The organism is Paenibacillus sp. T2-29, assembly GCF_052921365.1.
Genome location: NZ_JBREVE010000016.1, coordinates 26,706 through 39,430, shown reverse-complemented (window position 1 = coordinate 39,430; position 12,725 = coordinate 26,706). Strand labels below are relative to the sequence as shown.

General features: G+C 46.2%; 11 protein-coding genes. 4 read left to right on the top strand and 7 right to left on the bottom strand.

What is annotated here, in order from left to right; translation table 11 throughout:
• Window positions 1–120: 120 nt before the first annotated feature.
• Genes ACU1JV_RS26375 through ACU1JV_RS26365 form a run of 3 tightly spaced genes read left to right on the top strand, consistent with a single transcriptional unit; the run spans window position 121 to window position 3,231 of the window.
• The gene (locus ACU1JV_RS26375) at window positions 121–1,389 is read left to right on the top strand and encodes an aspartate aminotransferase family protein (RefSeq protein WP_254207958.1); all 1,269 of its coding nucleotides are present in this window, start codon (window positions 121–123) and stop codon (window positions 1,387–1,389) included.
• A gap of 34 nt (window positions 1,390–1,423) precedes the next feature.
• Window positions 1,424–2,473, top strand: a complete 1,050-nt coding sequence (gutB1, locus tag ACU1JV_RS26370) for a 2-amino-2-deoxy-D-mannitol dehydrogenase GutB1 (RefSeq protein ID WP_413986143.1) — start codon at window positions 1,424–1,426, stop codon at window positions 2,471–2,473.
• A gap of 29 nt (window positions 2,474–2,502) precedes the next feature.
• Window positions 2,503–3,231 (top strand): HAD family hydrolase, encoded by a 729-nt coding sequence (locus tag ACU1JV_RS26365; RefSeq protein ID WP_165084025.1) that lies wholly within the window; start codon window positions 2,503–2,505, stop codon window positions 3,229–3,231.
• Between the two features lie 451 nt (window positions 3,232–3,682).
• On the opposite strand, the gene ACU1JV_RS26360 is transcribed toward ACU1JV_RS26365, so the two are convergent.
• The 5 genes from ACU1JV_RS26360 to ACU1JV_RS26340 all read right to left on the bottom strand — a co-directional run bounded on the left by ACU1JV_RS26360 (window position 3,683) and on the right by ACU1JV_RS26340 (window position 8,098).
• Window positions 3,683–4,294, bottom strand: a complete 612-nt coding sequence (locus ACU1JV_RS26360; RefSeq protein ID WP_013371156.1) for a DUF1349 domain-containing protein — start codon at window positions 4,292–4,294, stop codon at window positions 3,683–3,685.
• A 36-nt stretch (window positions 4,295–4,330) separates the two neighbouring features.
• A complete protein-coding gene (locus tag ACU1JV_RS26355) occupies window positions 4,331–4,885 on the bottom strand; it encodes a GNAT family N-acetyltransferase (RefSeq protein ID WP_064963314.1) in 555 nt (184 codons plus the stop codon).
• 301 nt (window positions 4,886–5,186) lie between these two features.
• Window positions 5,187–6,104 carry a D-alanine--D-alanine ligase gene (locus ACU1JV_RS26350; RefSeq protein WP_413987566.1) on the bottom strand — a complete coding sequence of 306 codons (918 nt, stop codon included), beginning with the start codon at window positions 6,102–6,104 and terminating at the stop codon, window positions 5,187–5,189.
• Between the two features lie 36 nt (window positions 6,105–6,140).
• The gene (locus ACU1JV_RS26345) at window positions 6,141–7,652 is read right to left on the bottom strand and encodes an aminotransferase-like domain-containing protein (protein WP_413986142.1); all 1,512 of its coding nucleotides are present in this window, start codon (window positions 7,650–7,652) and stop codon (window positions 6,141–6,143) included.
• A 158-nt stretch (window positions 7,653–7,810) separates the two neighbouring features.
• Window positions 7,811–8,098, bottom strand: coding sequence for a xenobiotic reductase b (locus ACU1JV_RS26340; protein ID WP_413986141.1), 288 nt, complete (start codon window positions 8,096–8,098; stop codon window positions 7,811–7,813).
• A gap of 87 nt (window positions 8,099–8,185) precedes the next feature.
• On the opposite strand from ACU1JV_RS26340, the gene ACU1JV_RS26335 reads away from it, so the two are divergent.
• Entirely contained in the window at window positions 8,186–9,007 is an 822-nt protein-coding gene (locus tag ACU1JV_RS26335; RefSeq protein ID WP_413986140.1) for a helix-turn-helix domain-containing protein, read from the top strand.
• Window positions 9,008–9,043: 36 nt separating this feature from the next.
• Here ACU1JV_RS26335 and ACU1JV_RS26330 read toward each other — a convergent pair whose 3' ends face one another.
• Both ACU1JV_RS26330 and ACU1JV_RS26325 read right to left on the bottom strand, forming a co-directional pair.
• The gene (locus ACU1JV_RS26330) at window positions 9,044–10,048 is read right to left on the bottom strand and encodes an aldo/keto reductase (protein WP_413986139.1); all 1,005 of its coding nucleotides are present in this window, start codon (window positions 10,046–10,048) and stop codon (window positions 9,044–9,046) included.
• Window positions 10,049–10,831: 783 nt separating this feature from the next.
• On the bottom strand, window positions 10,832–12,169 hold the full coding sequence (locus tag ACU1JV_RS26325) for a glycoside hydrolase family 5 protein (protein WP_413986138.1): 1,338 nt from the start codon (window positions 12,167–12,169) through the stop codon (window positions 10,832–10,834).
• Window positions 12,170–12,725: the final 556 nt, after the last annotated feature.

Sequence of the window (12,725 nt, the reverse complement as noted above, 5' to 3'; positions counted from 1 at the left end):
CCAGATTGTGCTCCCTTGCCCATGAGGGCAAGGAAGATAAACTTCTTATTTTGGGGAGGTGAGTTCAGCCGCGTGATGCTCTAATAGGGTGGTACACTTTTATAAGATGACTTAATAAGAATGTATATTCTGATATGGAGGGGAAATATCGTGCATACGTTAACCAAAGAACGTTTCAGATATGGTAAAGGCATTACTCTGATTGACGATTCGGGCAAGGAGTATTTGGATGGCGTATCCGGCACCTTCAACTTGTCGCTCGGTTATAACCACCCTCATGTCGTCGCAAAAGTACAGGAGCAGGTCGGCAATCTTGCTCACATGTCTTCGTCTTTTACAGAGCCTTATGTCGAAGAAGTCCTAGATCATCTAATCCAGTACGCCCCGAACGGTATCGACGCTGGGTGGATGAGAGATATTACCGGCTCCACAGCGAACGAATGTGCTGTGAAACTGGCCCAGAAATATACCGGAGCTACTGATATCATCAGCTTGCATCTGTCACATCATGGACAAACCCAATTCGCAACAGGCATTTCCGGCAATGCCTTCCGCCGGAAAAACTTTCCTAACTCAACTGCAGCAAACTCTCTGCATGTGCCTGCCCCCTACTGCTATCGCTGTCCCTTTAATTCTTCACCAGACAAGTGTGGTCATCATTGTATTGACGCCATATCAGACGCCATTGAGTATGCAAGCTCTGGGTCTGTGGCCTGCATGATTATCGAACCCATTCTGGGCAACGGAGGTAATATCATCCCGCCTCCAGGATATTTCAAGCGTCTCCGTCAGCTATGCGACGAGCACGGAATGATTCTGATTGCTGACGAAGTGCAGACCGGAATTGGACGGACAGGTTACATGTTCGCAAGTGAGCTGTTTGACATCCAACCGGATATCATTACACTCGCCAAAGGTCTGGGTGGCATCGGTGTCCCGGTTGCAGCGGTCTTGATGCAGTCTCGTCTTGATGTCCTGGAGAAGCACGAGCATTCCTTTACCTCGGGCAGCAATCTGATCTCGGTCACGGCAGCCAAATCCACGCTGGAGGTTGTAACCGAACCCGGTTTTCTGGAAGCCGTCCGGTCCAAAGGAGACCTGCTTGGATCCCTGCTGACGGAGATGGCCGACAAGCATGATTGCATTGGTGAGGCTCGTGGCGTCGGACTAATGTGGGGACTGGAAATTGTAGATGAGGACGATGCCCCGAATGCAGTGAAAAGCAATGGGATTATCGATCGTGCATTTGAGGAACAGCAATTAATTCTCAGAGGTTCCCGTTACGGTTATGGCAATGTGGTCAAAGTGAGACCTTCTCTCACGGCTACAGAAGATGAGATTGTCGAAATTGTTAAACGGCTTGATGCCGTTCTTTCTACCCTTCACTAACGATCTGCCCAATAGGCAAAAGGAGGAATTATTCATGCTTGCACTAGTATACAAATCAGCTTGGGATGTCGCACTTGAGGAAAGACCGATCCCGGAGATTAAAAAGGATAACGATGTACTCGTCCGGATTCGGGCGACAGGCGTATGCGGTACGGATCTAGGTATCATTAGTGGCAAATATCATGCCGTGCCGTCCACGATCTTGGGTCACGAGTCAGCCGGGGATGTTGTCGCTGTTGGATCAGCCGTCAGTTCACTCAAGCCTGGGGACCGGGTGGTGATTGATCCAACATACTACTGCGGTCAATGTGAAATGTGCCGGACAGGAAGACAAAATCATTGTACACACAAATCCGTAACAGAGACCGGAGTCAGCGCCGACGGTACGTTCACCGATTATTATGTGACTGAGGACCGTTTTTTGTACAAGCTGAAGGATCATATCAGCTACGAAGAAGCGACGCTGACCGAACCGCTGAGCTGTATGCTAACCGGGATCAACCAGATTAACCTGCTGCCGAACTTCACCACTGTTATTATAGGCGCAGGTCCAATCGGGATTCTGTACAGCTATGCTCTTGCTTCGAAAGGAGTAACTGGTTGCCTCGTTGACATCTCGGAGGAGCGGCTCGCCATAGCGGATTCCATTGCCCCCGAACGGTGGTCCGCGCATGCCACGCTGGAAGCGGCCATTCATAAGCTGGCTCCGGAAAAAAATCAGGTGGACATGATTGTGGATACCACAGGAGTGGTCGGCACTGAGGTACTAAGCCAGCTTGCGAGCGGCGGGTATTTGATGCTGGTAGGGCTGAGAGATGGTGTAAGCTCGTTTAATCCGAAAGAGGTAGTTGACCGTAGCCTTAAAATCATCGGCTCGATTGATTCTCTGGGCACGTTCTCCACGGCACATTACCTGATTGAGCAGCAAATCATTCCTGCCAAAAAAATCATAACCCACTCGTATCCGCTTGATGATTACCATGAAGCCTTTAAGACACTTGGATGTAATATCAGCGAGCGGACCCTTCAGCCTTCGTCTCAGGCGATCAAGATTGTGCTGCAATCGAATGGCTCCGGCAACTAAATTAGCTACTAACAAGGGGGAGAATGGACATGACGAGCATTCATCATGTTACACCGACGAATCATGAATGCACAGGAGACCTATCAGCGTCCGTTCCGGTCAAAGCGGTCATTTTCGACATGGATGGGGTGTTGGTAGACAGCGAACCGATTTATTTTGAGGTTGAACGCAGCTCCTTTGCCCATTTCGGTGCACCCATGACGGAAGAAGAGCATCACACCTATGTTGGAGTGACACTCGAATCCATGTGGCGTCAAGTGCTGGACAGGCATCAACTTACTAACACATTGGAAGAGGCACTTGCCTATCACCGAAAAAATGTGATGCAGACCATAACAGCATATGAGGGCCTGATGGCGATCGACGGACTGGAACGGTGGCTGGACTGGCTACAGGAAAAAGGAATTCCGATTGCAGTAGCCTCTTCCTCTCCGCGGTCGCTGATTGATCTCATTATGGAAAAAACGGGACTTGGCCGTTACTTTGATATTCGAATCACTGGAGAAGAGGTATCCCAGGGTAAACCGGCACCAGACATCTTCCTATATGCCGCCGAACTACTTGGCATAGCCCCGGACCATTGTATTGTTATTGAGGATTCACGAAATGGTGTTCATGCAGCCAAGAGTGCTGGTATGCGCTGCATTGGTTTACACAACCCAGGCTCGGGCCAGCAGGATTTATCCAAGGCAGATCACCGTATTTCCAGCTATGATGACCTGTGGGCGCTTAAAGAGAGCTTGCCATTCGGGGAATAGTTATCTGCCAAGAGAAGGACCGTAAGATGCTGGTAGGCATAACTCCTCTATAAATATATTAAACCGCTGATCTTTAAAATGGATGAGAAGAGATATAATTATGCCCCATAGAATACACAGTAGAGTATGTCATTTAGACTACCCTGTGTGTACTCTATGGGGCGTGCTTTACATCAAATATTTTTCAACCTCATGTCTGTTGCGTAAAAAACTGAACTTAGGAAAGACAAAATCGGAGTTTTTAGAGTATGTATTTTATTGTGTCAAGTAGTAGTTTTCCGCTTTGGTCTTCCTTATCAGTCCCGGATTTAACAGCAAAATACACATCTTCCCTTTTGGGTCCATTACAATATATTTTATTATGAGACACCTACTCTTAATCATTATTTTATGTGCATATAAGCTAGTTTATCGTATCTCATATTGCTGTGCTCAGCTGTGCATTCGTTCTTCAATGATGTTCTACAGGAGGATCACTATGAAGGTCTTGGTCCCGCTCTGTAAAGTGCCAGCGAGTAAAGGTAACCTCAAAGCCCTCACGGGTTGGCGAACAGGTATATGGACCTGCCTGATTTCCAGTGGTGTAGGGAAAACGCGCCACACGAATCGTTCGCCATCCATGATTCTCCGTCCGTGCGCGAATGACCACAGCATCCTTGATGATGGAAGCGCGGAGGGTGACTTCTTCACCAACCCACTCCGGCACAGCCGCAAGCGACCAGTCAGAATACCCAGCGGTTACGACTGTGGAAAGCTGAGGAATGCCATCATTGATTTCTATCCCCGCTTTAATCCATTGCTCGGGGCCATGGTATAACAAAATACCTGCCTGATCATAAAGCTCCGTAAAGGATGCGAGTTGAAACGATACTTCCACCGCCGTGTTATTATTCCAATCCGATAATAAAGCGGACCCATCTTCAAATTCAAAACCATATAATGTCTTTTTCCAAAAATCTCTTCCCTTTTCAGGCGCAACCTTAAGGAAATCTCCTTCTTTCCGGGCATATAGAGGTGAATTGATCCAATTCCCTTCCTCCCATTCCATTCTCTTTTTAGTCATCTTTTTGTCCTCCTTTATTCAAATAAATTTGTCGTTCTAATCAAACATCAGATACCAATAGATCGCGATCTCGTCACTTTCTTTATCTAGGCCTCTGTAGACGTAGGAGTCGAATCCACCGATCACAAAACCGCAACTTTCATAGAATTTACAAGCGCGAACATTATTACTTTGTGTCTCCAGCATGATTCCTGGCATTCCGCCATCCTTCCCCCAGCGTTTAGCCTGTTCGATTAGTTCCTTACCGATACCGAAGCTTCTATATAGCTTGTCGACTTTGATATCTTCCACATATGCATACTTATTCCAATTCCTTTTCAGAACAATTTGACCTACGACTTGATTATTTACGAGCGCTAAATATATGATCTGATCGGGATTGTCGATATAATTCGAATAATCCTCAACTGTGTCTTCCTCAAACTGATCATCATCGTAGCTTTTTTTACTAATAGGCCTCTCCTTCACCGTATATTCGATTTGCTGTCCCGTTAATTGCAAAACAAGGGTAGAATCCACGATAAAGCTACCATCAATGTTTGTGCTACACTCACCGTCCTCAGCCTTCACTTCTCTGATTAAAATATTCATTTTCGTATTCGTTCTCCTACAGTTTTATAAGGTGCGAATAGAGATGTGAACACCTCCCCATCTTGAAGCAAAATCAAGTTGCATTAATGCTGCAACATCCTTCAAATCTACATCAGTTTAACGCTGTTCCGTTCTAACCATTATAACAATATTTCGCCATTTTCTGTCTAATCCCTTTACTTTATAGACCATTAAATTCTCTTTAGGATGAACAAAAAGTCTTCCGATGTTCTCTCAGATGAAAGCTTCCGTATCAAGGTATTCTAGCTGGTCTAATCCATCAAACATGTTAAACCTTCTCTCATTCCCTTTTTCGCTCATGAAGTGAGCTAGTAATAATACGGTCCAGCAGCTGCGTAAAGGTTATGCCTGCTGCAGCTGCACTCTTCGGAAGTAGGCTGTTAGCGGTCATTCCGGGTAAGGTGTTTACCTCCAAAACGTAAGGTACATCCTGGCACAAAATCATATCGATCCTTGCATACACCTTGCACTGCAGCAGCCGATAGCTGGCAAGCGCCGTCTCGCGCACACGCTGCTCAATAACGGGAGGAAGCTGGATCACCTTCTCCTCAGCACCGCTGGTCTCATATTTCGCTTTATAGTCGAACCATTCAGAATGGGCAGAGCGAATCCTGATAATCGGTAATACCTCGCCATCCACAATTGAGCAGGTAAGCTCCGTCCCTTGAATAAAAGGCTCAACCAAAATCGTCTGATCCAAAGCACAAGCCTTCTGAATAGCCGAGTGAAGCTCCTTCTCATTATGCACAAGCTGGATGCCGATGCTGGATCCTCCCATATTCGGCTTCACAATAACGGGATAACCCAACTGCTCTACCGCTTGCTGATCATAATCGCCCATTCCCTGCCAGCAGAGGCCTGCAGGCGTAAGCACCCCTGCCGACTTCAGCAGCATCTTGGACAGCTGCTTATTCATGCACAGGCTGCTTGCCAGAACACCGCTCCCTGTATAGGGAATGCCCAGTGTCTCCAGCGCTCCCTGCACCGTGCCATCCTCGCCATATTGGCCGTGCAGCGCTAACAGCGCAAAATCGATGTCTGTGTGCTGAACCTGTGCGATTAAATCCGCTGGCTGATCGATCACAATTGGAACCACCTCATAGCGGCTGCGATCCAAATGATTCAGCATCTCTTGACCTGTCTGCAGAGAAACCTCACGCTCAGTGGAAGTCCCCCCCATAATAACGCCAATCTTCATCATGACACCCCATTTTCTTAAAAAATCATAGTGCAGTTACGGATTGTTCTTATGACCACATGCCTTATGAAAGTTACGCACCTGTTGGCCTATAATCTGAATACCCCGCTCGATCTGTTCATCCGTTACTCGGGAAAAGCCAAGCCGCAAAGTATTCGTCCCTTCACCTTCCTGTATAAAAAACTTGTCTCCAGGTGTATATATAACGCCTTGATCTATGCATGCTTCAAGCAACTGGCGCGTATTTACACCTGCCGGGAAGGTAAGAAACACATGCAAGCCCCCATCGCCAGATAGTTGCGCCTCAGAGAGATGGGTATCACAGCATGCCTTCGTAAGCTCGTATTTGCGCTTATATTCCATACGTGCTCTTTTTACATATTTCTCAAAATTTCCATTGAGCAAATATTGATATAATATCGATTGGTCGATTGTTGAGGTATGAATGGTGCGCGCACGCTTAATGCTTTCCAGAGTGTCAATCAGCGCTCGATCTCCAAGCACCCAGCCTACTCGCAAGCCAGGAAACAGCACCTTGGAGAAGCTGCCAATATAGATGACTCCGTTCCCTCGCCCTGCTGTTGCTATTAATGGCGCAATATGCGCTCCTGAATAGCGCAGCTCCTCATTAAAACCATCCTCAATCACCGGAATCTGATAGCGCATCATTAAATTCATTACAGCGCTGCGCTTTGCCGGCGACATGACAATTCCTGTAGGATTGTGATAGGAAGGAGTCAAATAGGCGAGATCGAAGCTACTTGTCTGCTTCTGCAATACCGCTTCAAGCTGCTCCACATTAATACCATCCCGCTCCATTGGAATGCCGGTAATCTCAAAGCCTTGTAGCTTTAAATTTTTGATCGCTGTGTGATGGGTCGGATTTTCACAAATTACTGTACCGCGGCGCGCTGAAGGGCGAAGTGCCGACAGCACAATATCGAAGCCTTCTGTAAAACCGCTTGTAATCAGTAGATCCTTGCCGCTTATATCGACGCCCTTATTCTCCATATATCTCATCAGGTAATCGATCAGTGGTTTGTAACCCTTGGCATAGCCGTAGTTGAGCAGCACCTGCCCTTCGATTGCCATCCGATCCATAAAGGCTCGCCTTACATCTCCCAGATCAAACAGCTGCTCATCCGGTGCGATGCTTGTAAACGAGATGATTCCTCTTGGGGCGCGAATGCCCTGCTTCATCATATCAAGCTCTGCAGCCGATACAGCGTACTTGCTCATTCTTGTCTTCCAATCAATCTGCCAGGCGAAGGAGGCGTCAGCCTCTCCGTTATCCGCAACCAAAAGGTCCACCATAGCGGCCACATAGCTGCCTCTACTCGGTATTGTATACGTAAATCCATCGTCCTCCAGGCCTTCATAGGCTGCAATAACTGTATTGCGACTCACCTTTAGCACACTGCTCATTTCTCGTGTGGAGGGTAGCTTCTGATCCTTATGAAACGTCCCTTTTATAATTAAACGTTTAATATATTCTTTTACTTGTATCGCGACCGGACGGTCACCAACGAGCTTAAAATCTTGGAACATTGTTCATCGCCCTCCATCTATAATGATGGCATAGGTAACAAAAGAAAAAAAGAACCACCGCTCTGGACTTTTCATCCTTCGATGGTTCTTCCGATTTTATCTCAGCTACGTCCTCATCATATCCGTACCTCCAAATGGTTGGTTACGCAATGATCATCTTATTGACTAATCTCGAAATCCTTAATGGTTGCATCCGGTCTTAAAACTTTATTTTGATCCAGCTCAGATAACGAATCACCATTTCTAACCTTCTTTATCCAATCATAATTTGCAAGTACGCCTTTCTCCAACGCAATTACGTCAGCAAACCCTTGCCCAATGATTGTGGCAGCCTTATCAGGATCATCAAGCTGGCCATTCGCAATAACTGGTATCCGGTTTTCAATGGATCCACCGTATTCATCTGTTTGACGACTCGTATAGTCCGTAAGGAACTGATCAAGCATTATACTCCTTATAAGTGAACTCATTTCGCAAGTGACTTTCAGGATCTTATATGTCATGATGTACTATTATAGGAGGAAAGCAACCAGATGGATATTTGTTACTGTTATCACGGCAAACAAGTATGTGAACCCAGCTATTCTTGGGGGCCCGGCATCAAAGGACAATACAAAATCATGTTTATCCATGCGGGTAGAGGCGTTTACCAGATTGACGGAAAGACCTTTCATCTTCAGCAAGGCGAAGGCTTTATCGTATACGACAACATTCTTTGTTACATGGAAGCGGACCCAACTGATCCTTGGATTTATTCTTGGATAGCCTTTTCGGGTAACGGGGTTATACCTCTATTCGAGCAGGCGCACATTTCTCCCCTTCATCCCTTATTCAGGTACTCCCCATTGTTTTGGTTTGATTTTTATTTGGATGAATTTTCTGCCTGCGACGTGAACCACAGCACCAGTGAACTACGAAGACAGAGCATTTTGTTCAGGTTACTCGCCGATTGGATCGAAATGTTGGTCGCTACGAGTCAACTACTGCCCGAGGTACGGCCCAAAGACGCCTACATTCGTAAAGCGGTCGAGTTTATTCGAATGAACTATAACCAAAGAGTTTCCATTTCCGAGGTCGCACACATAGTTGGGATTGATCGTGTCTATCTGTCCGTCCTTTTCAAGGAAATTCTTAATGTTTCCCCACAACAATACCTGTTGAACCTCCGGATGGACAAAGCAGGCGATCTGCTGGACAATTCGCAGCTGTCCATCACGGAAGTCTCCTATTCTGTTGGTTATAGCGACCCGCTACTGTTCTCCAAAATGTTTAAAAAAGTGAAGGGACTTTCTCCATCACACTTTCGCGCAAGGCTTAAAAGAGACAGCTCAATGGGTCTTTCAAGTCTCGACTGATTTGTTCGTTTAATGAATCGTGTTGTTGCCATGACATTACCAGGGGACATCCCCGATATTATGCATAACTTGGTCGATCTCTTGAAGATCCGCTGCCGATAGCGGATCTGCGTGTACTGCTAGCACATTTTCCTCAATTTGACCTACACGGCTTGCACCGATTAACACCGAATCCACGCCGTTTTCGCGCAGCGCCCATGTCAACGCCATTTGCGGCAACGTTTGACCGCGGCGCTTCGCGATCGCCTCCAGCGCACGGAATTTGTTAATCCGCTCCTGAGATATGGCCTCTGGTTTCAACGTGCGCAGGCCTGTTTTAAATTCAGTTTCCAGCTTATCGATGTATTTTCCCGTCAACTGCCCGCGACCAAGCGGGCAGAAAGCCACTGTGCCGGCTCCCACTTCAGTCAGCACGTCCTGCAATCCGTTCTCAACCCATCGGTTCAGCATTGAATACATAGGCTGGTGGAGGAGCAGCGGTGTACCAAGGTTTTTAAGGATCACAGCTGCTTGCTTCGTCTCCTCCAGTCCGTAATTGGATAAACCGACGTACAGTGCTTTGCCTGATTTCACAGCATGAGCAAGCGCTCCCATCGATTCCTCTAAGGGGGTATCACCATCGGGACGATGATGGTAAAAGACATCGACATAGTCGAGTCCCATTCGCTGAAGGCTGCGATCCAGGCTTGCAAGCAGGTTTTTTCTCGATCCCCACTCACCGTACGGGCCAGGCCACATATAGTAGCCAGCTTTTGTTGAAATAAACAACTCATCCCGATAAGGTGCGAGGTCCTTTTTTAAAACGTGTCCAAAGGTTTCCTCGGCCGATCCGGGAGGTGGTCCGTAATTGTTTGCCAAATCAAAGTGCGAGACACCAAGATCAAAGGCACGTAATATCATTACACGACTATCCTCAAACGGTTTGTCCCCGCCGAAATTTTGCCACAAGCCGAGCGAAATGGCCGGGAGCCTGACACCGCTCCGTCCAATCCGCCGATATTTCATTTGTTCGTATCGATTCTCTTGTGCAATATAAGTCACCTGATTTCATCCTTTCTCATTCCTAGCAAAATACTGGCCTCTGACGTGCCCTCTTCTTATTTCTTATTTCTTATTTCTCATTTTACGCCTCCCTCAAGACATGTCATAAAGTTGAGGACCTAACCTTAGGCAGCTCAAGTATATCTAACAATTCTTATGTATTGGAATGTCACTGTGATAAAAGTACATGTCATAATGTTATTTGATAATAGGACAGCTACTAAATCTTCAATAATGAGAATTTTGCTTTATTCATCATAGTCCCTGTCTTCTCTCGTAAATCCGCGATATCATAATGTGAATGATTAGTTAGGGAATAATTGTGTGACACAACAAATGATGCCTATTTTATAACAAAGAAAAACAACCTTCCTCCAGTCCGAAGACTAAGATAAGGTTGTACTTAAAAGGAGGCTTATTGATTCTCTTTAATTACTGAGGTGTTTGGTTTGTAATTCGGTATATGTACCAGCTTTTGTAAGCCTTATATTTCCCAACTACAAAATACAGGTACTTCATGAAGACCATGAGTAATGAGATCATATTATTGACACAATCGGTAATGAAATAAAGCTCTTGTCACTTGGTTTGGACAAGAGCTTTATCTTGCGTCTTTCCTCTTTCCTCTTTCCTCTTTCCTCTTGCCTCTTTAATTTGACACAGTTTTATGGATCAATCAGCTATCACTAGCATCATTTCTCCACTATTCGCAAATAACTTGGTCGAAAAGGCAAACCCACAATATAGCGATGAAGTTCCTTAGCAGGAAAGGTTAGGAATGTATTATTGAAGTGTCACGTTGTCAACGTAAACGGCTGACTTACCGCTGCTGTTCGCCGAGGCAAGAAATTGTATGCCGATTTCCCTAACATCGTCAAGATTGGGTACAGATGCAAGGTTGAACGACAGCGTCGTACCTCCAGAAGAATTAATCTTGACAGCTTTGCCAGCATACCAAGCCCAACCTGATCCTGTCTTGGCATAAATCTTGGCATTGAGTCCGTCACCTGTAGAGTCCCAAGATGCATGTTTGACGGTCGCGCTTAGCGTTGCCTTACCACTAAGGTTGCGGCTTTGTGAGAGAAGCAGGTAGTGCTGGGAATTAGCAGACATGATAATATCTGCTTTAAGAGAATTACTGCCCTTGGATGACCACTCGTTTACGCTCCATGGACCATCGGATATATTCGAACCGGTCCAGCCCTGCGTACTACCCTCGAAGTCATATAATGTGTTTGTGCTACTGCCACCGCAAGCCGCATTCTGCCTCCACTCGGCATACGGAGCGTGCCCGGCTAGAATGCTTTTCAGATAGTTACCTCCTGCTGTGAGACTCCCGTTCGTATTGAAAATACTGGCGCCTTCTGTCTTGTCATTAATCGCCCAGTTGGCCCATGACAGGTTATTCTGGTTCATCCAGTCAAGCCATTGGTTCGTGGAATCGTAATTAATGCCGCCGTCGCCGTCCGCGTTAACAAAGCCCATCTCGGTAACAAATAGCGGGATGCCCTTACTCATTGCGTAGTTGGCTTTGTCCCGGAGCGACTGAAAATGAGTTCCAGCGTAAAAGTGCAATGTATAGGCGATATTACTAGAGGATGTAATGGGATCGTTCGCTGCCTGGTCTACATTCTGAGACCAGAATGGCGTACCAACGACAATCAGATTGTCAGAATGTTGACGAATGGCTGGAATAACTTGCTCAGCGTAACTTTTGATTGTCCCCCACGAGACTTGCGTAGGTTCGTTATAGATCTCGAAAATGACGTTATCATAGCTTCCGTATTCCTGCGCCATGCGGCTGAAGAAACTTTTAGCGGCGTTGACGTTGTTGTGCGCGTCATGTGAGTGCCAATCGATAATAACATAGATCCCCTTAGCAATTGCCGCATTGACCACGTCACGAACTTTGGATTCATCGGCCGTGTTATACGGATTTCCGCTGGGGTCCACGCCATATGCCGCTCTTACGATCTCTACTTGGAATTCATCCACCATCCGATTCACCGTGGCGGTATTCCAAAATGGACCGGACCAGTTGCTCCAGAAGAAGCTCGACCCTTTGACCATCATAGGCCGATTCGTTTTGGAGCCGTTAATCTTGTTTCCACTTGCTTTCATTTCACCGAAATAACTTACAGGGTTTGCGCAGGCAGCTGCAGAAGCGGGCGTTGCAGGTATGGCCGCTTGAAAAAGTAGCGTTAATAAACTGAACAGTAGGATCATGATTAATGGCTTAGTGAATGAATTGAACGACATTTTCATAATTCTCTTCTCCCTTTAATATGGCATGATTACGCGAAAAATTTCGGCAAGTAGCCCCGATATTCATCTGCATATCGGCCGGATTCAAGAACAGTGACAGCATTCAAACTTGTTGGCGAAAACGTTTTCGAAAATGAAATAAAAATGTTAGTGAAACCTCCTGTTCCAATAGACTCAATTAGATTCAACCATTAACATCTTCACGCTTTCCTCAGGTTAACAACATATCGCCCTACGTCTTCCGGATCACCACCTTCTTTTAAAATCATATCTATTCCAGTTTCCTCCCCTCTGACGCAATATGAGACCTTCCCTTTTGTCCATAACTCGGGAATGAAACAAGAACGAGCAGAAGTGATTCAAGGGACCTTATATTAAGCGCTTACACCATAATTAAAATACAATTTGTTTT